We start from the raw sequence: 23,551 nt of genomic DNA, 5'->3' as shown, positions 1-23,551 counted from the left end.
TTAGACAAGAAGGAAAAGATGAACCCTGGGTCAGTCTTTAAGAATTTGGCGCAAACGCTCTTGCTCGGCCTCACTAAGGGTATCTTTCTCACCCTCAGCCTGCACTTGTGAACGTTTTCGTAGAAAGCTCCAACCCATAACTGCCGCGATCAGCAGCATAATCGGACCTGCCAACCAAAGCATCAGGTTCGAGCCTGTGACAGTTGGCTTAAGCAGTACGTACTCGCCATAACGGTCCACTATGAAGGCAATTGCCTCTTCATCCGTGTCCCCGGCAACCAAACGTTCACGGACCAAAAGGCGCAGATCGCGGGCTAAGTCTGCATTGCTTTCATCGATGCTTTCGTTGCGGCAGACAAGGCAGCGCAAACCGGTACTAAGGTCGCGCGCCCTTTCTTCCAGCACCGGATCATCCAGCACCTCGTCCGGCTGCACCGCGAACAATGGCGACGCAATCAGCGACAGGACTAAGACCAGACGCTTCATTCTGCGGGCACCCCGCGCGCTGGCGTCTTGCGCGCCCCGGCTGCGACGCGGAAACGTCGATCCGACAGGCTGAGCAATCCACCCAGGGACATCAGGATACATCCGGCCCAAATCCAATTGGCAAAGGGCTTGATATAGGTTCGAACAACCCACCCTCCATTCGCTTGCTGATCACCAATCACCACATAGAGATCACGCAGGAACCGATAATCGATGGCAGCTTCGGTCGTGGGCATCTGCGCCACGGGGTAATCACGCTTTTCGGGATGCAGCGTACCAATGCTCCGTCCATCTTTTTCGACCAGCACGTCTGCTGTTGTAGAAAAATAGTTTGGCCCCTGTACGCGCCGCACATCTTCTAGGGTCAGAGTAAACTGGCCAACCTCGAACGGCTGACCGAGCTGGGCGACGCGAATATCCTCAACCTCCCACGCGGTCAGACCAGCAACGGCGAACATGGTCACTCCAAGACCGGTATGCGCAACCGCTTTGCCCCAATCCGCACCGGGTAGACGGAAAAGGCGCTTTAGGCTTCCGTTGCGGCCGGTTCGGCTCCACAAATCGAAAGCCGCCCCCATCGTGATCCAGGCACCAAGGAACAGACCCACCGGCCCCAGCGCGCTGCGGCCTGTCTGCATCGCCCAGACCAACAACGCCAGCGCAAGGGCCAGAATGAAGACATAGCGTAACGAATATGCTGTTTTCCCAAGCTTGCCACGTTTCCACGGCAGCATCGCACCCACTGGCAGCACTATTCCCAAAGCGACCATGAACGGGGTAAAGGCCGCGTTAAAGAATGGAGGACCAACCGATAGCTTCCGGTCAAAGGCCATTTCGGCAACCATCGGCCACATCGTTCCGACAAAGACGACAAAACAGCTAACGGCCAGCAGGATGTTGTTCAGCACCAGTGCGCTTTCACGGCTGACCATGCCGAAAACGCCTTTGGCCTCCATTGTCTGCGCACGGGCAGCGAATAACGTCAGCGCGCCTCCCATGAAGAACACAAGGATAAGCAGTATAAAGACGCCGCGTTCGGGATCGTTTGCGAAGGCATGGACCGAGGTTAGCAAACCTGAACGCACGATGAATGTACCGATCAGCGAGAACCCAAATGCGATGATCGCCAAGAGGATGGTCCAGCTTTTAAGAGCCTCTCGTTTTTCCACAACAATCGCTGAATGCAACAATGCGGCCGCCAAGAGCCACGGCATAAAGGATGCGTTTTCAACCGGGTCCCAGAACCAGAACCCGCCCCAGCCCAGCTCGTAATATGCCCACCAAGACCCAAGCGCGATACCGATTGTCAAAAACACCCAGGCCGCCAGGGTCCACGGACGTACCCAACGGCCCCAAGCCGCGTCGACACGGCCCTCAATCAATGCGGCCACGGCAAAGCTGAACGCCATGCTCAGGCCAACATAGCCCAAATACAGAAATGGCGGATGGAAGGCCAAGCCGGGGTCCTGCAACAGCGGGTTCAAATCGCGACCGTCAAAAGGTGCGACAACCAGCCGGTCAAACGGGTTTGAGGTGAACAGGATGAAGGCAAAGAACGCAACTGCGATCGAGGCCTGCACCGCTAGAACTCGCGCTTTCAAGGTCGGCGGCAGACCACCTCCGAAAAAAGCGGCCATTGCGCCGAACAGGGCCACGATAAGCACCCACAGTAACATGGACCCTTCATGGTTTCCCCAAGTTCCGCTGATCTTGTACAGCATCGGTTTGGCCGAATGGCTATTCTCGACTACGATCCTTAATGAAAAGTCCGAGTTTACAAAGGCCCAGACCAGTGCAGCGAATGAGAAAGCAACTAACGAGAATTGGATAATCGCCGCGGACTCGGCGAAACTCATCCAGCTGGGCCATCTTTTGGCGGCACCTATCAGCGGAACCACCGTCTGCACGATGGCAACCAAAAAAGCGAGGATCAGGGCGAAATGGCCAAGTTCTGTAAACATGGCCAAATGTATAATTCGGTTGGGCGGTGAGCTCCAATAACTTTCGCCCTTTTCAGACGACCATAGTGTCGCGGCTTATACGGGGCGCGAACGCCGCCAGTCGTCCAACGCGGGATTACGATCCGGGCGGCTCGCCCGTTCAGCCAACGCCACATCTGCTGAGCCGATTGCATCGCTGCGCATTGAGTTTATGGCGTGTAAGTTATCCATCACATCTGGAGTGCGCCGCATCGTGGCCGAGATCTCGCGTTGAAGGTCCTGCATCTTGGCTTGATGACGCGCACCGAAATAGAAAGAAACGATCACGCCCAGCAGCCACCACAACGGCTCGGGCACTAACGCAATGCCCTGCATTCGCGCTGCAAACCATAGCGGATCGACCATCGCAGCAACAAAAAGACCCAACGTGCCAAGCGCCATCGCCGGGCGCGGAAGGCGGTTCAACCCATCCATGAACCGATCAAACGGGCTCTTGTGCTGGGCCTTGAACTCATCACGGAACTGAACCATCGCTTGCTGTTGCAGTCCTAGGTCCCTCTCGGCCCCTTTTTCAGAGTTTTCACGAAATATCTCAACGGTTTCACGCACGATGTTGCGGTTACTACCGAAGAGAAAAGACAATACGTTGGCGATCAAACCCATGCTGCAACCCTTTGTTGAAACTCATCATGGCTCAGGTGATATTTGGACGAGACGAACTCCTCGGCCCTTCGAATCCAGCCACCTTTGCCACCATCCCGGCGGCGTACGTATTTGCGGGATGCAGGTCTAAGATCAGCCAGACGAAAATAGAAGTTGCGCCGTGCTACACCATACGCATCCCGTAGCGTGATCGGTTCGGGCTGCGCAGCCTTTTGACATGCTTGCGCCGTAATTGGACCGACAACCCCATCTACAGCAAGTTCATACCCCATCTCACGCAACAGAAGTTGCAGTATTTTGACAGCCTGTCCGCCAGCATTCACATACATATCGAAAACCGAGGGACGGATCGCCTCTGGCAGAAGGTTCAGGCGGGGCAACTCATAGTAGTGCTGGACAAAAATCTCTGTAGCCTCAGATTTACTGAGCATCCGCACATCTTTCGTGTCGATCACCCCGTCATTGGACAGGTCCAATCCCAAACGTCGCATCGTGTGAATGGTAACGCCATATTTCGTCTCACCGCCCGGGTCGTCAGGATCGTCGATAAACCCACCTTCACGCGCCACGATTTCGGTTGCTATCTGTCTTACCGTCTTCAATTCACCCTCCTTTAATTGTTGGGTGAACGCTGCTTCATTCCGGTTAAGGGTCCGAAAAAAGAAAGGGCGCTGCTTGTGCAACGCCCTCTCAAAAAAGATGAAGGTGGTTAACTACCGCCAGTTTCTTTGTAGACGCCTTGTTCCTTCAGGGCATCCACCACCTCTTTTGGCATATATGTTTCGTCGTGTTTTGCAAGGATTTCAGTGGCTTCAAAAACGCCGTTCACGTAAGATCCAGTGCCCACCATCCCCTGATTTTCTGAAAAAAGATCCGGCAGAACACCGGTGAACGCCACCGGTACGCTTTCTCCGCCATCGGTAACGACAAAGTGCACCGTCTCACCCTGTCCGCGCACGATCGAGCCTTCTTCAACCAGCCCGCCAATGCGGAACACTTCGGTCGGCAAAGGTGGTTCAGCAATCACTTGGCTGGGTGAGCGGAAAAAGTTGATACCGTCCCGCATCGCGTACCCAATCAACCCCGTCGACAAGGCCAAGGCCACAACGGCCAGCACGATGACTTGAATACGACGACGTTTCTTGAGCGTTTTCATACCGTCCTCACGGGAATAAGGGGGCCATCATCAAACCCGTTGTTTCATCCTCACCTAACATCAGGTTCGCGTTCTGCAAGGCTTGTCCACTGCTACCTTTTGTCAGGTTATCCAGCGCGCCGATTACGATTGCACGACGTTCGATACGGTCGCTGACGACGCCAATATGGCAGAAATTCGATCCTCGTACATGATGCGTGGAAGGTGTCTCGCCAAATGGCAACATCTGGATGAATGGTTCGTTTTCATAAGCGGTGACGAGTGTTTCATACACGCTGGCCGGATCGCCTTTTACGTAGGTCGTTGCCAGAATGCCCCTGTTGGCCGGCATAAGGTGCGGTGTGAACTGCACATGCACCGTGCGTCCGGCTAGTGTCGAAAACTCCTGATCGAATTCACCCAAATGCCGATGAGTTCCGCCGACAGCATAGGCGTTGTACCCTTCGCTCAACTCTGAATGAAGCAGGTTTTCCTTTAATGAACGACCAGCCCCCGACACGGCACATTTCAGATCCAGCACGATGTCATCCAAGTCAATAACGCCGCCTGAAATTAGCGGCCGCAGCACGTATTGCCCCGTCGCAGCATTACAGCCGGTCCCTGCAACCAGTCGCGCGTTTCTAATTTCATCGCGGTAGAACTCGGTCAGACCGTAAACGGCTTCATCCTGCATTTCCAACGCCGAATGTGGATTGCCGTACCATTTTTCATATTCTCCGGCATCCCGCAGCCGGAAATCGGCAGACAAGTCGATTATCTTCAGGTCTTTCGGCAAATCGCGAATGACTTCCTGACTGGTTTTATGCGGCAATGCGCAAAAACACAGGTCAATCTGCGAAAAATCAATCTCAGAGATTTTGCACAGGTTGGGCAGTGCCATGTGGCGCAGATGCGGGAAAACCTGTGCCATCGACATGCCCGCCTTGCGTTCGGCTGCCAAGGCAGTAATTTCCATGTTCGGGTGCTCGGCGATCAGCCTCACGAGTTCGGCGCCGGTGTAACCGGAAGCACCGAGGATTGCGATTTTATGGGTCATGTCAGACCTCTTACTTCATGGTGTCATCTGTCACGACCGCCGACGCGACGGTCTTTGAGTAATTGAAAGAGCGCAGCGGGGTCCTTGACCTGCGTCAGGCTGCCTGGAACTTGATCTGTCGTCGGAGGAACTGTGTCGCCCGATCGCTCACGAATTCCGGCTTGCCCGTCGTCAGGAATCCACCTTCGGCGTTACCCTGCATTTTTGGATGGCGCTGCAGGTAATCAGCAAGGCTTTCGGCCACCAGCGTGCCTTGGCTGAAAACCTGCACCGTTGGCCCAAGCGCGGCCTGAAACGTGTCGGCCATCAATGGGTAGTGCGTACACCCAAGTATAGCCGCCTGCGGTTCCGGCATTTTGCGTTTCAGCGCATCCACATGGCTCCGCACCAGTGCCTCGGCAAGGATCATGTCACCATCTTCGATCGCATCAACCACGCCGCCGCAGGCCTGTGCCTCGACATCCACACCGATTGCCCGAAATGCCAATTCCCGCTGAAACGCGCGGCTGGAAACGGTCGCGGGTGTCGCAAATAAGGCCACATGCTTGATGGCAACTTCACGCGGAGGGCTGTTGTCACCCCATTGACGTTCGGTCAGGGCTTCGATCAGGGGGACAAATACACCTAAAACGCGCTTACCCTCTGGCACGCCTTCTTCCTGCATTCGGCGCAGTGCGGCGGCACTGGCGGTGTTACAGGCCAGAATCACCAGGTCACAACCGCGGTTCCACAGATCGTTCACCGCGTGCCGCGTCAGCTCATGTATGTTTTCAGCGTCACGTACGCCATACGGCGCATGCGCACTGTCCGCGTAATATAGAAAATCCACGTCCGGAAGACGTTTCTGCACAGCGTCAAGAACGGTCAGACCGCCCAAGCCAGAATCAAAGATGCCTACTGCCATTTGCCCCTTTAGGCGCGATGCCGTTCCTCAAATTCATAGCCGTAGTCATAAGACTTTAACGGCGTCGGAGACAGCTCATACGTGGCTTTGCGCAAGAAATCCATCATCTTGCGCGTATCCTTGGCCAAAGGATCCAAAACTTCCCTACCGATGGGGTCGCCAATGACCACTCTGACAGGAGTATCCACGCGTTTTTTGAACTCTTTGATCAACAGACCCATGCGCAGAGTGTTATGCAAATGACTGGCGATCTGGAACAGGCGCGAGGTGTGGCCGTCAAAGAAAACAGGCACCACCGTGGCGTTCGATTTCGCAACCATCCGTGCCGTGAAGCCGCGCCAGCCCGGATCCATTGGGTGCGAGAAGGGTTTAACCGCCGTGCTTACCGTACCACCCGGAAATATCCCGATGGCCCCGCCAGAGCCCAAGTAATTCAAGGCTGTTTTTCGCGTCTCAAGGTTCAGCTTCATCGCGTCTTTCGTTTCATCAAACGAAATCGGAAGTATGATGCGGTTCAGATCTTCGGCCTTACGGAATACCCGATTGGCCAAAATACGGAAATCACCGCGAGTCTGAGACAAAATATGCCCCATCATCATCCCGTCCAGAATGCCATAGGGATGGTTGGCAATCAGAATCAATGGCCCTGTCTTGGGGATATTTGCCAGCGAGCCGCCAACCACATCCAGCGACAGACCGTATCGGTCCACCATGACCGACCAGAAATCACGCCCGTTCGCGACCTCTTTCTCATATCCGTCCGCGCGCTTGATCAGTCGCAGTCTGCCGGTGGTGTTTTCCATAAGTTTAATGACCATGCGGCCGCCCTTTGTTTCGGCGGAATGGGCATAGGAAATGTCCCGAGCGACATGACGGCGTGAGGGCATCCGAGTCTCCGAAGGTTGCTGCCGGCAAAATAGGGTCAGGCAACTATTTTGCCTAGGCATCGTGACAACCCTGTGACGATTTATTCAGCAGCAGCGCGCAGCTCCGGACCTCCGCCCTTGATCATACTCAGCAATTCTTCGCGCCTTTTGGCGGCCTTTGCCTCATTTGTCCGCAAAACCGGACCGAACCCCCGGATATCCAGCGGAAGTTGCGCCAAGGCGATCACTGCGTCGCGGGTTTGCGCATTAATCAAGGGCTCCACCTCTTTGAAATCACGCTCGTATTGCTTGATCAGATCACGCTCCATGCGTCGTTCTTCGCTATAGCTGAAGATATCCAGCGGTGTGCCGCGCAGGATTTTAAGCTTGGCCAGGAGCTTCATTGGCGTAAGCATCCACTCACCAAATGCGCGCTTTTTGGGGCGTCCATCCGGACCTTTCCCGCCCAAAATTGGAGGAGCCAGATGGAACGTCAGTTTAAAGTCACCATCAAATTCGGCTGCCGCCTTGTTACGACTGTCCAGCATCAGCCGGGCAACTTCGTATTCATCCTTGTAAGACAAAAGCTTATGATAGCCTTTTGCCACGGCTTCCCGGACCTGAGTATCGTCAAACCGGTCCACGAATGCACGATAGCGTTTGGCTAAACGGTTGCTTTGATACGCAGTCAGATGCTCGGCGCGATAATCGATCTTTTGATCCAGTGTTTTCGGCATTTCCGCCACATTGGGCTTTAGAATTGCTTCCACTTCGGATGGATGCAAAACCGCCCAACGCCCGATATCAAACGCGCGTTTGTTCCGTTCAACAGCGGTGCCGTTCAATTCGATAGCCTGCGTCATGGCGCTTTTGCTGATCGGCAGCAAACCCCGCTGCCACGCCGCACCAAAAACCATCATGTTAGAATAAATCGAGTCTCCCATCACCGCGCGCGCCAGTTCAGTCGCATCGAACAAAGAGACGCCTTCTTTCAACCGTGCCTGCAAGGCCAGTTCAAGCCGATCTCCAGGAATGCGGAAATTGGTATCGCGAGTGAAATCACCCGTTACTGTTTCATGGTTGTTGACCACCGCGCCGGTTTGTCCTGAACGTGTCAGGCCCAGTGTTTTCGCACCGGCCGAAACAACCAAATCACCGCCGATCAATGCGTGCGCCTCGCCGGTCGCAACGCGAATGGCGCTGATGTCTTCGGGTTTATTTGCAAGACGGCAATGGATATGTACGGCACCACCCTTTTGGGCCAGTCCCGCCATCTCCATCATACCTGCGCCCTTGCCGTCTATCTGCGCCGCCTGTGCCAGGACCGCACCCAACGTCACCACGCCGGTACCACCTACCCCGGTGATCACCACGTTATGCGTTCCTTCGATTTCCGGCAGCACGGGATCAGGCAGGTGAGGTAGATCAATCTCAGTCGTGGCTTCTTTGCGGATTTTTGCGCCTTCCAACGTTACAAACGACGGGCAAAACCCTTTGAGGCAAGAAAAATCCTTGTTACAGCTTGATTGGTCAATCGCACGCTTGCGCCCCAATTCGGTTTCTTTCGGAACAATCGAAACACAGTTCGATTGCACCCCACAATCGCCGCAGCCTTCGCAAATATCCGTGTTGATAAACACGCGCTTGTCCGGATCGGGGAAAGTACCACGCTTACGCCGGCGGCGTTTTTCGGCAGCGCACGTTTGCACGTATACGATAACCGAAACGCCCGCGATTTCGCGGAAACGCTCCTGAACCCGCATCAACTCAGCGCGTTCTGCCGTCTCGACACTTGAGGGCAGAGCCTTGAAGTTCACGTCTTCTTTTTCATCGTACACCACTGCCACGTGCTGTACGCCCATTGCTGTGACTTCGGCAACGATCCGCTCGGCGGTCAAATCACCTTCGTTCTCTTGCCCTCCGGTCATTGCGACGGCGTCGTTATACAGGATTTTAAAGGTGATGTTCGTACCCGCGGCAAGCGCGGCACGGATTGCTTGCACGCCCGAGTGGTTATACGTGCCGTCGCCAAGGTTCTGGAACACGTGTTTGGTGGTCGAAAACGGCGCTTCACCAATCCAGTTGGCTCCTTCGCCGCCCATCTGGGTGAACCCGGTTGTTTCCCGGTCCATCCACTGTACCATGTAGTGACAGCCAATACCGGCATAGGCACGGCTGCCATCCGGCACTTTGGTTGAGGTATTATGAGGGCACCCCGAGCAGAAATACGGCAACCGCGTCGCGATTTCTTCGGCGTTGTCGGCTCGGCGCGCCTCGGACAGCTTGGCCAAACCTGCGCGAACGCCATCCGTATCGCGGCCCTCTTCGATCAGGATTTCGCCCAGCTTCTCGGCGATCATGTTCGGATCAAGTGCGCCACGTGTGGGGAACAGCTCCTCGCGGTGCAAGGTTCCGGCCCCGCCTTTGTACCACCCGTAAACACGACGCCCCCGGCGGTCATCAAAGATGGCCTCTTTAACCTGAACCTCGATCAGCTTGCGCTTTTCTTCCACGATAACAACAAGGTCCAACCCTTCGGCCCAGTCATGGAAGCCGGACATATCCAATGGGAAAGTCTGGCCGATCTTGTACGTGGTAATCCCCAACCGCTCGGCTTCTTCGGCATCAATATTCAGCAGAGACATGGCGTGCATAAGGTCAAGCCAGTTTTTACCTGCCGCAACAAAGCCTATCTTGGCACCGGGTTTACCCCAGACACGCTTGTCCATCTTGTTCGCGTGCGAAAACGTTTCAGCCGCAAAACGTTTATAGTCGATAATGCGCGCTTCTTGCAGATGCGGTGTATCGCCCAACCGGATGTTCAACCCGCCTTCGGGCATACTGAAGTCGGGTACAACCAGATTCATCCGGTCTACGCTGCCATCCACGACCGACGTTACCTCGATCGTGTCTTTCATCGTTTTCAGACCAACCCAGACTCCTGCGAACCGGCTAAGCGCGAAGCCATAGATGCCATAATCCAGTATTTCCTGCACACCAGCGGGGCTGACGACCGGCATGTACATATCGACCAGCGACCATTCGGACTGGTGTAAAACGGTCGAGCTTTCGCCGGTATGGTCGTCCCCCATCGCCATCAGCACGCCACCGTGCTTGGCCGTACCCGCCATATTGGCATGGCGCATCACGTCGCCGGACCGATCAACTCCGGGGCCTTTGCCGTACCAAAGACCGAAGACACCATCAAACCTTCCATCCCCGCGCAGCCCTGCCTGCTGGCTTCCCCAAAGCGCGGTTGCGGCAAGGTCCTCGTTCAGCCCGTATTGAAAGGTGACGTCGCTTTCCGCCAGCCGTTTTTGCGCCCGCGTCATCTGCGTGTCCACTGCGCCCAGCGGTGAGCCACGATATCCAGTCACCAGACCTGCGGTGTTTAGGCCCGCCTGTGTATCCCTTGCCTTCTGCATCAGCATCAGGCGCACAAGCGCTTGTGTGCCGTTCAAAAGAACGGGGCTTTTTTCCAAATCAAATCTGTCGTTCAGCGATATTTGCGGCTGACTCATCAGACGTCTCCCCTCGTCAGATCAGTGTGCTCCATGTCCGTCTATTTTAGGTCATAATTTCTGACCTGTATAGTATTTATCCTCAGTATCCCAAGGATTTCAGAGTTTGAATGTAGAAGTTGTTACCTATTTCATATAGGCCTTCCGAAGGATAACGAAAGTTGCGGCGATGGATTGGGACAAGCTTAGGATATTTCACGCAGTTGCGGATGCAGGCAGCCTGACTCATGCGGGTGACAAGCTGAATCTGTCTCAATCAGCGGTCAGCCGACAGATCAGAGCGTTGGAGGAGTCGCTTGATTCGACCCTGTTTCACCGCCATGCGCGGGGGTTGATCCTGACCGAACAGGGCGAGCTGCTGTTTGATGCGACTTCGGCCATGTCGAAGCGCCTGGATGCGGCCGCAGCGCGAATCCGCGACAGTGAGGAAGAGGTGTTCGGGGTCTTGCGCGTGACGACGACGTTTGGTTTCGGCACGCTGTGGCTGGCCCCGCGCCTTCCAAAGCTCTACGAGCAATATCCCGATCTAAACATCGATCTGATGCTGGAAGAACGTGTGTTGGACCTGCCGATGCGCGAGGCGGACGTCGCCATTCGCATGAAAGAACCCAGCCAGGCGGATCTGGTTCGCAAGCGTCTGATGACGGTGCAAATGCAGCTTTACGCGACGCAGGAATATCTCGACACGCGCGGAGGTATGCTGACCTCGCTGGAAGACATCGAGCACCACCGTTTGATTTGCCAGACACCCGCGGCCCCGCAAGTTGGTGCCAGCGCAGCCATGGTTCGGCATTTGATGACCTACAACCCGGGCTCACTGCTGACGGTCAACAACTACTTCGGAGTCTTGCAAGGCGTATTGCACCATCTGGGTATCGGTGTCTTGCCCGACTATGTCACCCATGGGCTGCCCAATGTCGTTCCCATCCTGCCCGATATCGAAAGTGCAGATGTTCCTGTTTACCTCGCCTACCCAGAGGAGTTGCGTCATTCTAAACGCGTCGCAGCCTTTCGCGATTTCGTGCAGGACGAGATCATTGAGCAACGCAAACAGTTGAAGCTATTGGGAAAACTCTAGCTATGCGCAGATGGCATAGCGGACATGACCAGCGATCAAACTGAAATGTCTTGATCGTTAACAAACTGATCCCTAAATGAGCATTCGAAGGCGATGATGCCGAAACGCTCATCATCTTCATACCTCCCTGTTGGACTACGGCCGAGCTTAGTGCTCGGCCTTTTTTTTGCCTTTGGGCGACGCATACTGCGTTCAAAGGGCAAAACATCTATGATTCTCGGGCACTTATTCTTATGATCACGCAAAATTTATAAAGTTGTGTGTTCGAGGACAGATTCGATGCTTACTTCTGTTCGCCTTTTTCTGGCGATCTTTTCAGTTTGTTGCCTTTGCCATCCCGTGTCTGCGCAGGAAAATGAGGCGCCCAGCCCCACGGGCACGGTCAGCATTCCCCAAGATCTGACCCCGGAACAAGTAGATGATCTTGTCGCGCGCATGTCCGATGACCAGGTCCGCGCCATCCTGCTTGAGCGTTTGGACGCAGTTGCCGAACAAAACCAAGCCGAAGAGGCAGAGCGTGAAGATCCAATCACGGAAATCGGTGAAATATGGGCCGCAATGGTGGCTTCGTGGACTAACGTGGCGGTTACCGTACCGAATTTGTTTACCGCGCAGACACAAGCAGTCGACAATTTTTTCGGAAACTTCGGAGTAAACGGTGCCTTTATTCTGATTGGCCTGGTCCTGAGTATTTTGGCCGCCGGATACATCGCGGAAAAGCTTTTCGGCCTGCTTACCCGGAACTGGCGAAACAGGCCTGAACCGGCTGATGAAAACGATCTTTGGGGTGCGGTGAGCTATTTGTTCAATCGATTTTGCCGTGAGATCGCCGGTTTGGTCGTATTCTATGTCGTCATACGAGCACTGGGCCGAGGACTGTTAACGCCCGAGCAACTTACCTTCGCCGGGCCATTTGTGTTTTATTTGATTTGGATTCCTCGCCTCGGGGCGGCCGCTTCGCGGTTTATTCTAGCCCCTTCCAAGCCTCATTTCCGCCTGGTGAATATCGATGATCATTGGGCGAAGTACCTGTATCGCAATTTGGTCGGGCTTCTCATTCTGATCGGATTTACGCTGTTTATCCTTCGTTTTAACGCCTTGAACGGAATCACGGGCGACGATACGCGCATCGGTTTTTGGCTGAATGCTGCAATCCACATCTACATTGGCGTCATTGCGTGGACTGCGCGTGAAGGGCTGTCGCAGATGATGCTTGGCACAGATCCAGACCGCACAAAATTCGACGAAGAGGTGGCCCGTTATTACCCGTACTTCGCCATCGGGGTCTCGGCAGCCTTCTGGTTTCTTGTTGAATTTCTGGCTGCGCAGCGCGATCCGGCGAAAATTGCCCTGCTGGTTCAAGGGGCGCATTTCATCACCATGTTCTGGCTGTTGATCGCGCCTGCGCTGGACACCCTGATACGAGGGTTAGTGCGTCATCTGCAACCTCCGATGCAAGGTGAAGGTCGCGTGGCTGAAAGAGCCTACAAATCCACCAAGCGTAGCTATATCCGAATTGGCCGCGTTCTTGCGGGAATTGTAATCATTCTCATGATTGCAAGGGCGTGGGATTTTGACCTCGAAGAAATCGCAGGCGGCAGAGAAGAAGCTGGCGGAAGGTTAATCCAGTTCTTCATTATTATCGCTGTCGGGTACATCCTGAATGAACTTGTCTCTCTTTGGATCAATCGCCGTCTGGCAAAAGAGCAAACCGAAGCCGAGCAGAGCCCCGACGCCGAAGCCGGCGAAGGCGGTGGCTCGGGCGGTTCACGCCTTGCGACCGTTTTGCCCCTTCTGCGCGTGACGGCCCAAGTTGCCATCGCAGTGATCTTTGTCCTTCTGGCGCTTGGGGCGTTGGGTATCAATATCACGCCGCTGCTCGCCGGTGCCGGTGTACTGGGTCTGGCTATCGGCTTTGGTGCGCAAAAGCTGGTTGCCGATATCGTTGGTGGGATTTTCTTTCTTGTCGATGATGCTTTCCGGGTGGGCGAATATGTCGACGTTGGCGGCACCACTGGTACGGTCGAAAAAATCTCGATCCGTTCGATGCAACTGCGCCACCATCGCGGTCCCGTTCACACCATTCCTTACGGTGAGATACAAAAGCTGACGAATTACAGCCGCGACTGGGTCATCATGAAGCTGAAATTCACCGTACCCTTCGACACTGACCCCAACAAAGTGAAGAAGATTTTCAAGAAGATCGGGGCCGAGATGATGGCCGACGAAGCCTTCAAGGACGGTTTCCTTCAGCCCTTCAAGTCTCAGGGTGTGTTTGACTTCGACGACGTCGGCATGATCATCCGGGGTAAATTTATGGCCAAGCCTGGCAAGCAATTCACCCTGCGCAAAGAAATCTTTAACCGCGTTAAGGCCGCGTTCAATGAAAACGGGATTGATTTTGCGCGGCGCGAAGTTCGCGTTGCGATCCCCGGTTTGGACGATGCCGACCACCTGAGCGAAGAGCAAAAGGCCGCGATCGGGGCTGCAGCGGGCGAAGCTGTCAATCAACAGGTTGAGCAGCAAGCGCAGAAACCCGGCTCGGCACACGGCGCGCCGAAGTAACCCACGGGTCATTGCAAATAGTCAAAAGGCCGTTCCAAGGGCGGCCTTTTTCATCGGATTGCCGCAGGAAACCCGATGCGGTTGGTCTTAACCCTTTCCACCGACGCAGCCTTGCCCTAAAACGCGCGCAATCTCGGCCACCTTGAGAACAGGACAGACGATGCAAGAGCCCGCCATCACACCGGATCTGATTGCCGCCCACGGATTGAAACCCGAAGAATACGACATGATCCTTGAGATCATCGGGCGCGAACCGACCTTCACCGAACTGGGCATTTTTTCCGCCATGTGGAACGAGCACTGCTCTTACAAATCCTCGAAGAAATGGCTCCGCACCTTGCCGACCTCTGGCCCTCAGGTCATCTGTGGACCGGGTGAAAACGCCGGCGTTGTCGATATTGGGGATGGGCAAGCCGTTGTTTTCAAGATGGAAAGCCACAATCACCCCTCCTACATCGAACCTTATCAGGGTGCCGCGACCGGTGTCGGGGGTATTCTGCGCGATGTGTTCACCATGGGCGCGCGGCCGATTGCTTCGATGAATGCCCTCTCGTTTGGTGAACCTGACCACCACAAGACACGCCAGCTCGTCAACGGCGTGGTCGAAGGCATCGGTGGGTATGGCAATTGCTTCGGTGTGCCGTGCGTTGGCGGTGAGGTGCGATTCCATCCCGCATACAACGGCAACTGCCTTGTGAATGCCTTTGCCGCAGGTCTGGCTGACAGCGACAAGATTTTCTATTCGGCAGCGTCTGGCGTCGGTATGCCGGTGGTTTACCTAGGTGCCAAAACCGGTCGTGATGGCGTGGGTGGAGCAACGATGGCATCCGCTGAGTTCGACGACACGATTGAAGAAAAGCGCCCGACCGTGCAGGTAGGTGACCCGTTCACCGAAAAACGCCTGATGGAAGCCACACTAGAGCTGATGCAGACAGGCGCCGTAATCTCGATTCAGGACATGGGCGCCGCTGGCCTGACCTGTTCTGCTGTTGAAATGGGCGACAAGGGTGGTCTGGGCGTTCGTCTTGATCTGGAGAATGTACCCCAGCGCGAAGAGAACATGACAGCGTATGAGATGATGCTGTCTGAATCGCAGGAACGCATGCTCATGGTGCTGAAGCCCAAGCTTGAGGCTGAGGCCCGCGCCGTCTTCGAAAAATGGGATCTGGATTTCGCCATCGTTGGTGAAACCATTGCCGAAGACCGCTTTTTGATTGTCCACAACGGAGAGGTCAAAGCGGATTTGGTCCTGTCTAAGCTGTCCTCCACCGCGCCGGAATACGACCGCCCGTGGGTTCCGACACCGGCGGCTGAGGAGCTGGCCGAAGTGCCTCAGATCGACCCAATTGATGGCCTGCGCGCCCTGCTCTCTTCCCCCAACTATGCTGGCAAGCAGTGGGTGTACGAACAGTATGACACGATGGTGATGGCTGACACTGCCCGCACGCCCGGTTTGGGTGCTGGCATGGTCCGCGTTCACGGAACCGACAAGGCGTTGGCTTTCACCAGCGACGTAACCCCGCGCTATGTCCGGGCAAATCCAGTCGAGGGTGGCAAACAGGCGGTGGCCGAAGCCTATCGAAACCTGACCGCTGTTGGGGCCAAACCGCTGGCGACCACCGACAACCTGAACTTTGGCAATCCTGAAAAGCCCGAGATCATGGGTCAGTTCGTCGGTGCGATCAAGGGGATCGGCCAGGCCGTCGCAGCACTGGATATGCCAATCGTTTCGGGCAATGTCTCGCTTTATAACGAAACTGACGGTCAGGCGATCCTGCCGACGCCAACCATCGGCGCGGTAGGTTTGCTGAATCATACGGATGAGATCATCGGCACCGAAGTCCGCGAAGGTCACGTCGCGCTGGTAATCGGTGAAACTCACGGCCATCTTGGTCAATCGGCCCTGCTTGCTGAGGTTTTCAACCGCGAAGACGGGGATGCGCCTCATGTTGATCTGGACGCTGAAAAGCGCAATGGCGACTTTGTCCGTGAAAACCGCGAGTTGATCAAAGCATGTACTGATCTTGGCGACGGCGGGCTTGCCCTGGCGGCGTTTGAACTGGCCGAATCTGCCGGTGTCGGCATCCATCTCGACGAGGCGTCGACCGAGTTCCTGTTCGGCGAAGATCAGGCCCGCTATCTGATCGCATGTAATTTTGATCAGGCCGAGGCTTTGATGATCGCAGCAGGTCAGGCCGGTGTCCCGCTGGTGTCTGTTGGACGCTTCACTGGTGACACTGTCAAGATCGGGAACTCCGAAGCTTCGCTGACCGACCTTGCGGATACCTTCCGCAGCAGTTTTGCCGCAGCTGTAGCCTGAGATCACATCGCAACCGCATCGCGAAACCTGCGCACCAATTGCGTGGGTTTTGTGATTTTCAGACCCTCATCACACCCTTGCGCGCCTCGACCGGGCGCTCTACATCTTGGGAAAGACCTTCAGGAGTTACCTACATGCCGATGAGCGCCCACGAAATCGAACACCTGCTGCGCGAAGCCTTCCCGGATGCTGAGATTCAGGTTGGCGGGCATGACGGTGTTCATATGTCCGCCATGGTGGTGGACGAAAGCTTCCGCGGCAAAAACCGGGTTCAGCAACAGCGTGCAGTCTATGCCGCGTTGAAGGGAAAAATGGATGGCCCGGACGGGGAGTTGCATGCGCTGGCACTGACTACAAAAGCGCCAGAATAGTATGGACCTTGGACTAGGCACCGCGATCAGCTTCGAAGTCGCTATTGCCAAAACCGCGCTGTCAAATTGGAGCCGATCAAAAAATGATCCCAAGTCCAAGCAAGGTTCTCTTTCTGAAATTGGATGACGCACACTACAAGCAAACATTGACCTTGGCGGGTCCGAAGGTGGGCACTTCACGTACTAAAGTGACTCAGAGTCCCGCAAGATTATGCCAAAGCGATGATGCCTAAGAGCAAAGGAAACGCGAAATGACTGATGTGAAGACCCAAATTGACGATACGGTCAAAGCCAACGATGTCGTGCTGTATATGAAAGGCACGAAAGAGATGCCTCAATGCGGGTTCTCGTCGCGCGTGGCTGGTGTTTTGAACTACATGGGTGTCGAATACACCGACGTAAACGTGCTGGCCGATGAGAATATTCGCCAGGGTATCAAAGACTATTCCGATTGGCCGACCGTTCCCCAACTTTATGTAAAGGGCGAGTTCGTAGGCGGCTGCGACATAATCACTGAGATGACCTTGTCTGGTGAGCTGGACACGCTGTTTGACGATAACGGTGTTGGCTACAACAAGGATGCAGCCGACAAGATCCGCGAAGCAAACGCCTGATCAGCGGCTTTTACAGCCTTCCAAAACAACCTGTTCACTGGCGGCATCTGAACCTGTCGCCAGGAAACTGACGGTCGCGTCCCAGCCCTTCGAACGCAAAATGTATGTGCCAACGCTGCCATCTGATTCATAGCGGATGCCCGAGCCGCTTGGGACTTGACGCAGAGTGACCAACTGATTGTCTACTACCATCGCCGCTGCACTCGACCCGTCCGTCGTGTTGAAATAGGCAACTTTTAGTTCAACACCGTTCTGACAGGTGAACGTGACCGGCAGAATATCGATGTCAGCCGATGCCACCGTTGGCGGCAAGGCGAACAGCGCAACAACAACCGCCGGTTTCAGTGCGCTCATCCGCCGGACCTCTCCTCGATCACCGATGCAATCGCCTCCGCCCGAGCGGCAACCTCGGCCAGCGTATCCGTTACCGATGGTGGCACCACGGCCACCTCGAACCGCTCTGGTTCTGGTTGCGGCATGTTCTTCACAGCTTGCAATTCGGCCTCGACCTCAGCCAGCTTGGCCTCAAGCGCTTTGATCCTGTCATCCGTCCCGGCCACTTTATCGGCCAGCATCAGACCTGCCATCAGCAGCATACGCGATTCAGGCATACGCCCGATCTGATCGGACAAGATCTGCGCCTCATCATCCAGCATCTTGGCTGCAGAATACAGGAACGCCTCTTCACCTTCCTGGCACGAGACGTCAAAGCCGCGCCCACCGATTTGAATGGTCACCTCGGGCATTATTCAACCTCTCCTTCCGCCAGTTTCGCTTTGGACAGCAATGGTTCAAGCCGGGCAAGAACCGCGTGCGCTTCGGCCGCATCCGTCGCCTGCGCGGCGCGGGTTGCCTCAAGCTCGGCAACCGTTGCACGGTTTAGCAGATCAGCATCCGGCAAGCCGTCTTCGGCGGCTGCCCGCAACTCGTCAATCGACCGTCGTAGCTGTTCGTTCGCCTTGCGCATCCGCTGCAAATCGTCATCCAGCCGCGACATCGCTGCGCCGTGGCTTGACCGCTCGGCGCGTAGCATATCCAATTCGGCGCTCAGCTCGGTAACGCGCTCACTATCAGCCAATTCGGCCCGTAGACGCGCGTTCTCTGCCTTCGTCTCCTGAGTCGAGGCGGCGACGGCTTTCAACTGCGCATTCTCGGTTTTCAAAGCCTCAAGCTCGTCCTGGTTTTCAAGCGCCGCCTTGGCCTCAGCGAGTTCGGCGCGTGCGGCTTCGACTGCAGCGAGTTTTGTATGCGCTTCGGCCAGTTGTTCTCGCAACGCGGCGCTCTCAGGGTCGTCCGCCGGAGTCGTTCGCAGGCTTTCTAGTTCTGCGCGCATCGCGTCAGCTTCCTGCTCATGGCGTTCTTTCAATGCTTTTAGCCGCTCTTCCAACTGCGCATTGGCGATACGCTCATCCTCGAGCGCCGCGCGAAGGGCGTCATCGCCGCCACTTTCAGCCGGAGCCGTATCCAGCGAAGCATCTAATGAAGCATCTAACAACGTGTCGACGCCGGCCCCGATCCGATCCATCGCGGCAACGATACGGCGCTGTAATTCTTCGATCTGGCTCATGCCCCTGCCACCTCTTACCCAAGGTTCGTTTCTATTGCGGGATTATCCGAATCATTTTCGGCCGCAACTTGCCCTAGTGTATCCTAACGGTACTGAAAATACCCACTGTTTGCTTTCAACGACTTGGGCTGTTTTCTTGAACCATACTGTCATTAAAACGCGGGGTTCTGCTTGCACTTTGGGGGGTGAATGGTATTCAGCGGCCCATCTGCCTGTAATCCAAAGGAACAACGCCCGTGGACCTGACTGCGCTGCGCAATGCAAACCCTGAACACTGGGACAAAGCTGCGGCCATCCGCACCCTGACCCTTGACGCCGTCGCTGCTGCCAATTCCGGCCATTCCGGCATGCCGATGGGCATGGCCGACGTCGCGACCGTACTGTTCGAAAAGCACCTGAAGTTCGATGCCTCTGCCCCGAACTGGCCCGACCGCGACCGGTTTATTCTGTCGGCGGGCCACGGCTCGATGCTGGTTTATTCGCTGCTATATCTGACAGGTCATGCGGATGTGACACTGGAAGAGATCAAGAATTTCAGACAGTTGGGTGCAAAGACTGCGGGCCATCCTGAAAACTTCCTGATCAACGGTATTGAAACCACAACCGGCCCGCTGGGCCAGGGCATTGCGAATGCTGTCGGTTTTGCAATGGCTGAGGAAATCCAGCGGGCGCATTACGGCAAAAAGGTCGTCGACCACTACACCTACGTGATCGCTGGCGACGGCTGCCTTATGGAAGGCGTCAGCCAAGAGGCCATCGCCCTGGCCGGTCGACACGAGCTGAGCAAGCTGATCGTCTTTTGGGACAACAACAACATCACTATCGACGGCACAGTAGATATCGCTGATCGCACCGATCAGGTGCGCCGCTTCACGGCCTCGGGCTGGCATGTGATTGAGATCGACGGTCATGACCCGCAGGCGATCGATGCGGCCATCGTGCAGGCCAAAAAATCGAACAAACCAACGATGATCGCGTGTGAAAGTCATATTGCATTGGGTCACGCGGCGCAGGATACATCAAAAGGCCATGGCGCCCTGACCGACAAGGACCAGTTGAAAGCGGCTAAAGATGGCTATGGCTGGCCGCATGGCCCGTTTGAAATTCCTGCTTCGGTCAAGTCCGCATGGGAGTCCATCGGTGCCCGTGGTGCAACCGAGCGGGCAGCATGGGAAGAGCGGTTCGCCGAGCTGTCTGAACGTAAGCAGGCGGAATTCAACCGCGCATACGCGTTTGAAGTGCCCAAAAAGCTCGCCGGAGCGATCCGCGCATTCAAAAAGCAGATGTCGGAAGAGCAGCCGAAACTGGCCACGCGCGCCTCATCCGAGAAGGTTCTGAATGTTGTGAACCCGATCATGACCGAGACCGTAGGCGGCTCGGCCGACCTGACCGGTTCGAACAACACCAAATCCGCAGACATGGGCGTATTCCTGCCGGAGAATCGCAAGGGTCGCTACATCCACTACGGTATCCGCGAACACGGCATGGCCGCTGCAATGAACGGCATGGCCTTGCACGGTGGTATCCGTCCCTATGGTGGAACGTTCATGGCGTTCACCGACTATGCACGCCCTGCGATGCGTTTGTCGGCGCTTATGAAGATCCCGTCGGTTTTCGTGATGACCCATGACTCGATAGGCCTGGGTGAAGACGGCCCGACCCACCAACCAGTAGAACATCTGGCCATCTCGCGTGCAACGCCGAACACCTATGTGTTCCGCCCCGCGGATACCATTGAAACCGCCGAAGCCTGGGAATTGGCACTGAGCTTCAAGAACAGCCCCTCGGTCCTGTCACTGACGCGTCAGGGTGTGCCGACCGTGCGCACCCAGCACAAGACCAAGAACATGGTTGCGCAAGGTGCGTACGTGCTGGCAGAGGCCGAAGCCAAGCGTCAGGCCATCCTGATCGCCACGGGCTCTGAGGTTTCGCTGGCGATGGAAGCCAAAGCGATGCTTGAAGCCGAAGGCATCGGCACCCGCGTCGTCTCAATGCCCTGCATGGAACTTTTCGCGCAGCAAGACGAAGCCTACCGCAAACGCGTACTGCCAGCAGGTCCTGTGCGTGTTGGCATCGAGGCCGCTGTTCGCGCTGGTGGCTGGGACCGTTGGCTGCTGGGTGAGCGTGGCCGTGAAGCAAAAGCCGGGTTTATCGGCATGTCGAGCTTTGGTGCATCAGCCCCGGCTGGTGAACTGTACAAGCATTTCGGCATAACGGCCGAGGCAACAGTGGCCAAGGTCAAGGGTTTGCTTGGGCTTTAAGCCCGTTCAGAAAACAAGCAAAGGGCGGCATTGGTCGCCCTTTTGATTTGGAACCTAGTGCGCCTTGGGTGTCTTGGACAGCATCGGTCCAATCACCTTGGTTGCTACCGGGATCAAGACAAATCCCCACGCCAAACCAAACACGCCATCCATTGTGGCCTTTGATATCCACTCAACTGCCCCGACCCATTGTTCAGAAACCGAATGTCCAATGGCATAGGCCCAGTCATGAATGTGGTGCCCAAGCCAGGTAAAGCCTAAATCCTCCATCCCGTGGATGATGATCGACCCACCGACCCACAGCATTGCCGCCGTGCCTACAATCGAAAGAGTCTTCATGACGCTCGGCATCGCCCTGACTAAACCGCGCCCGAACCCCCTCCCGATCGGGGTCAGGGCATTCTGGGCCAAGTATAGCCCGACATCATCCATCTTAACGATCATCGCCACCGAACCATAGACGGCAATCGTTACACCAAGCCCAACCACTGCCAAGGTAGCCGCTTGCATCCAAAGGTTCGGTGCCTCAATAGCGGCAAGCGCGATGGTCATGATTTCCGCGGACAGAATGAAATCGGTCTTGATTGCACCTTTGACCTTTTGTTCCTCAAGATGGCCCGGATCCTTCACACTCATGTCTTCTTCGATTGCCTGACTGCCGTGCGGGAAAAGGACATGGAATATCTTTTCTGCCCCCTCGAAACACAAATACGAGCCACCAATCATCAAAAGTGGCGTAATCAGCCAAGGCGCGAAATTTGCCAGCAACAGTGCCACCGGCAGCAGTAGAACGATTTTGTTGAAGACCGACCCGCGGGCGATGCGCCAGATTATTGGTAACTCGCGCGCTGGCGCAAAACCTTGCACGTATTTCGGCGTGACCGCCGCATCGTCGATGATGACCCCAGCCGTTTTTGTGCCTGCCTTACCCGCCGCTGCAACCACGTCGTCCACCGAAGCTGCCGCCACTTTGGCAATGCCTGCCACGTCATCCAATAGGGCCAGTAGACCGCTCATCGCGCATCCTTTCGTGTCACCTGCCGCACTCGGACCCTACCCGATCTCACAGCTAGCGCAAGCGTTAGCGCAATCGCGTGAGGTTTGCGCTAACACCTTAAAAATATGCCGTTTTTAGTCTTTTGGGATTTAGAAATCACCGCTATACGGCCTGCAACGCAAGCGCATTTGGAGACGTCACATGACCATCAAGGTCGGGATCAACGGATTTGGCCGCATCGGCCGCTGCACCCTGTCGCACATCGCCGCGTCAGGACGTAACGACATCGAAGTGATCAAGGTCAACGCAACCGGCCCGCTGGAAACCTCGGCGCATCTTTTGAAATATGATAGCATCCATGGTCGCTTTCCGCGCGATATCGCCGTCAACGGCAATACGATGGATCTGGGGCGCGGCCCAATGGAGATGTTTTCGACCTACGACATGGCTGAGTTGGACTGGGAAGGCTGCGACGTCGTTCTGGAATGCACCGGCAAGTTCAATGATGGCAACAAGGCTAAGACCCATTTAGAGCGCGGTGCAGCCAAGGTTCTGCTGTCGGCGCCCGGAAAGAATGTCGATAAAACCATCGTGTTTGGCGTGAACCACAACACTCTGACCGCGAACGATAATATGGTTTCGAACGGCTCCTGCACCACGAACTGCCTTGCTCCGCTTGCCAAGGTTCTGGATGAAGGTATCGGCATCGAGAACGGTATAATGACGACAATCCACGCCTATACGGGCGACCAGCCGACGCTGGACCGTCGCCACAGCGATCTGTACCGCGCCCGTGCTGCCGCTATGTCGATGATCCCGACCTCGACAGGCGCTGCGAAGGCTTTGGGTGAGGTTCTGCCCAATCTGAAAGGTCGTTTGGACGGCTCAGCCATCCGCGTGCCGACCCCGAATGTGTCGGCGGTGGACCTGACCTTCCGCGCTGCGCGTGATGTAACGGTTGACGAAGTCAACGACATCGTGCGCCACGCCGCACAAGGCCCGATGCAGCGTGTATTGGGTTATGAACCTGCCCCGCTGGTTTCGACCGACTTTAACCATACCGAGGAAAGCTCGATCTTTGCGCCGGATCAAACGCGTGTTGTCGACAACCGACTGGTGCGCGTTCTGGCGTGGTACGACAATGAATGGGGTTTTTCGGTTCGTATGGCCGATGTTGCCGTGGCCATGGGTCGGCTTAACTAAGGG

General features: G+C 55.7%; 20 protein-coding genes. 7 read left to right on the top strand and 13 right to left on the bottom strand.

From position 1 onward, the window contains the following. Nucleotides 1–30: 30 nt before the first annotated feature. From LCM21_RS00720 to LCM21_RS00680, 9 genes are all read right to left on the bottom strand, one after another. Nucleotides 31–486, bottom strand: coding sequence for a cytochrome c-type biogenesis protein (locus LCM21_RS00720; RefSeq protein WP_224888892.1), 456 nt, complete (start codon nucleotides 484–486; stop codon nucleotides 31–33). Next, nucleotides 483–2,447 carry a heme lyase CcmF/NrfE family subunit gene (locus tag LCM21_RS00715; protein ID WP_224888891.1) on the bottom strand — a complete coding sequence of 655 codons (1,965 nt, stop codon included), beginning with the start codon at nucleotides 2,445–2,447 and terminating at the stop codon, nucleotides 483–485. Before LCM21_RS00715 ends, LCM21_RS00720 begins: the two co-directional genes overlap by 4 nt. Nucleotides 2,448–2,522: 75 nt before the next feature. Then, nucleotides 2,523–3,089, bottom strand: coding sequence for a holin family protein (locus LCM21_RS00710; RefSeq protein WP_224888890.1), 567 nt, complete (start codon nucleotides 3,087–3,089; stop codon nucleotides 2,523–2,525). Next, complete coding sequence (locus LCM21_RS00705; RefSeq protein ID WP_224888889.1) at nucleotides 3,080–3,691, bottom strand: holin-associated N-acetylmuramidase; 612 nt, start codon at nucleotides 3,689–3,691, stop codon at nucleotides 3,080–3,082. Before LCM21_RS00705 ends, LCM21_RS00710 begins: the two co-directional genes overlap by 10 nt. A gap of 107 nt (nucleotides 3,692–3,798) precedes the next feature. After that, nucleotides 3,799–4,245, bottom strand: a complete 447-nt coding sequence (gene ccmE, locus LCM21_RS00700) for a cytochrome c maturation protein CcmE (RefSeq protein ID WP_224888888.1) — start codon at nucleotides 4,243–4,245, stop codon at nucleotides 3,799–3,801. Nucleotides 4,246–4,252: 7 nt separating this feature from the next. Continuing rightward, nucleotides 4,253–5,281: an N-acetyl-gamma-glutamyl-phosphate reductase gene (argC, locus tag LCM21_RS00695; RefSeq protein ID WP_224888887.1), complete on the bottom strand. Its 1,029-nt coding sequence runs from the start codon at nucleotides 5,279–5,281 to the stop codon at nucleotides 4,253–4,255. A 94-nt stretch (nucleotides 5,282–5,375) separates the two neighbouring features. Then, nucleotides 5,376–6,185, bottom strand: a complete 810-nt coding sequence (gene murI / locus LCM21_RS00690) for a glutamate racemase (RefSeq protein ID WP_224888886.1) — start codon at nucleotides 6,183–6,185, stop codon at nucleotides 5,376–5,378. Between the two features lie 8 nt (nucleotides 6,186–6,193). Continuing rightward, nucleotides 6,194–7,072 carry a lysophospholipid acyltransferase family protein gene (locus LCM21_RS00685; RefSeq protein ID WP_068331078.1) on the bottom strand — a complete coding sequence of 293 codons (879 nt, stop codon included), beginning with the start codon at nucleotides 7,070–7,072 and terminating at the stop codon, nucleotides 6,194–6,196. Nucleotides 7,073–7,152: 80 nt separating this feature from the next. Continuing rightward, complete coding sequence (locus LCM21_RS00680) at nucleotides 7,153–10,572, bottom strand: indolepyruvate ferredoxin oxidoreductase family protein (protein WP_224888885.1); 3,420 nt, start codon at nucleotides 10,570–10,572, stop codon at nucleotides 7,153–7,155. A gap of 169 nt (nucleotides 10,573–10,741) precedes the next feature. Between LCM21_RS00680 and LCM21_RS00675 the strand changes: the two genes are divergently transcribed. The 5 genes from LCM21_RS00675 to grxD all read left to right on the top strand — a co-directional run bounded on the left by LCM21_RS00675 (nucleotide 10,742) and on the right by grxD (nucleotide 17,520). Beyond that, nucleotides 10,742–11,650, top strand: coding sequence for a LysR family transcriptional regulator (locus LCM21_RS00675; RefSeq protein WP_224888884.1), 909 nt, complete (start codon nucleotides 10,742–10,744; stop codon nucleotides 11,648–11,650). Between the two features lie 279 nt (nucleotides 11,651–11,929). Next, nucleotides 11,930–14,215 carry a mechanosensitive ion channel family protein gene (locus LCM21_RS00670; protein WP_224888883.1) on the top strand — a complete coding sequence of 762 codons (2,286 nt, stop codon included), beginning with the start codon at nucleotides 11,930–11,932 and terminating at the stop codon, nucleotides 14,213–14,215. A 160-nt stretch (nucleotides 14,216–14,375) separates the two neighbouring features. Next, nucleotides 14,376–16,535, top strand: a complete 2,160-nt coding sequence (gene purL, locus LCM21_RS00665) for a phosphoribosylformylglycinamidine synthase subunit PurL (protein WP_224888882.1) — start codon at nucleotides 14,376–14,378, stop codon at nucleotides 16,533–16,535. 134 nt (nucleotides 16,536–16,669) lie between these two features. Then, nucleotides 16,670–16,906, top strand: a complete 237-nt coding sequence (locus tag LCM21_RS00660) for a BolA/IbaG family iron-sulfur metabolism protein (protein ID WP_068331068.1) — start codon at nucleotides 16,670–16,672, stop codon at nucleotides 16,904–16,906. A gap of 251 nt (nucleotides 16,907–17,157) precedes the next feature. Next, on the top strand, nucleotides 17,158–17,520 hold the full coding sequence (grxD, locus tag LCM21_RS00655; RefSeq protein WP_224888881.1) for a Grx4 family monothiol glutaredoxin: 363 nt from the start codon (nucleotides 17,158–17,160) through the stop codon (nucleotides 17,518–17,520). Here grxD and LCM21_RS00650 read toward each other — a convergent pair whose 3' ends face one another. From LCM21_RS00650 to LCM21_RS00640, 3 genes are read right to left on the bottom strand one after another with little or no spacing between them, the layout of a single operon-like run. Continuing rightward, a complete protein-coding gene (locus LCM21_RS00650; RefSeq protein WP_224888880.1) occupies nucleotides 17,521–17,874 on the bottom strand; it encodes an MliC family protein in 354 nt (117 codons plus the stop codon). Continuing rightward, nucleotides 17,871–18,266 (bottom strand): cell division protein ZapA, encoded by a 396-nt coding sequence (locus LCM21_RS00645; RefSeq protein WP_068331062.1) that lies wholly within the window; start codon nucleotides 18,264–18,266, stop codon nucleotides 17,871–17,873. Before LCM21_RS00645 ends, LCM21_RS00650 begins: the two co-directional genes overlap by 4 nt. Further along, the gene (locus LCM21_RS00640; protein WP_224888879.1) at nucleotides 18,266–19,087 is read right to left on the bottom strand and encodes a hypothetical protein; all 822 of its coding nucleotides are present in this window, start codon (nucleotides 19,085–19,087) and stop codon (nucleotides 18,266–18,268) included. The genes LCM21_RS00645 and LCM21_RS00640 overlap by 1 nt, the downstream gene beginning before the upstream one ends. A 236-nt stretch (nucleotides 19,088–19,323) precedes the next feature. Here LCM21_RS00640 and tkt point away from each other — a divergent pair, with 236 nt between their 5' ends. Then, nucleotides 19,324–21,348 (top strand): transketolase, encoded by a 2,025-nt coding sequence (gene tkt / locus LCM21_RS00635; RefSeq protein WP_224888878.1) that lies wholly within the window; start codon nucleotides 19,324–19,326, stop codon nucleotides 21,346–21,348. 54 nt (nucleotides 21,349–21,402) lie between these two features. Here the strand turns inward: tkt and LCM21_RS00630 are convergent, their stop codons facing one another. Beyond that, the gene (locus tag LCM21_RS00630) at nucleotides 21,403–22,365 is read right to left on the bottom strand and encodes a DUF808 domain-containing protein (protein ID WP_224888877.1); all 963 of its coding nucleotides are present in this window, start codon (nucleotides 22,363–22,365) and stop codon (nucleotides 21,403–21,405) included. 181 nt (nucleotides 22,366–22,546) lie between these two features. Between LCM21_RS00630 and gap the strand changes: the two genes are divergently transcribed. Next, the gene (gene gap, locus LCM21_RS00625) at nucleotides 22,547–23,548 is read left to right on the top strand and encodes a type I glyceraldehyde-3-phosphate dehydrogenase (protein WP_224888876.1); all 1,002 of its coding nucleotides are present in this window, start codon (nucleotides 22,547–22,549) and stop codon (nucleotides 23,546–23,548) included. Nucleotides 23,549–23,551: the final 3 nt, after the last annotated feature.

The sequence above is a fragment of the Ruegeria profundi genome (assembly GCF_020171505.1).
Taxonomy (GTDB): Bacteria; Pseudomonadota; Alphaproteobacteria; order Rhodobacterales; family Rhodobacteraceae; genus Ruegeria; species Ruegeria profundi.
The sequence above is the reverse complement of the archived record's forward strand: the minus strand, read 5'-3'. Positions and strand labels throughout refer to the sequence as shown.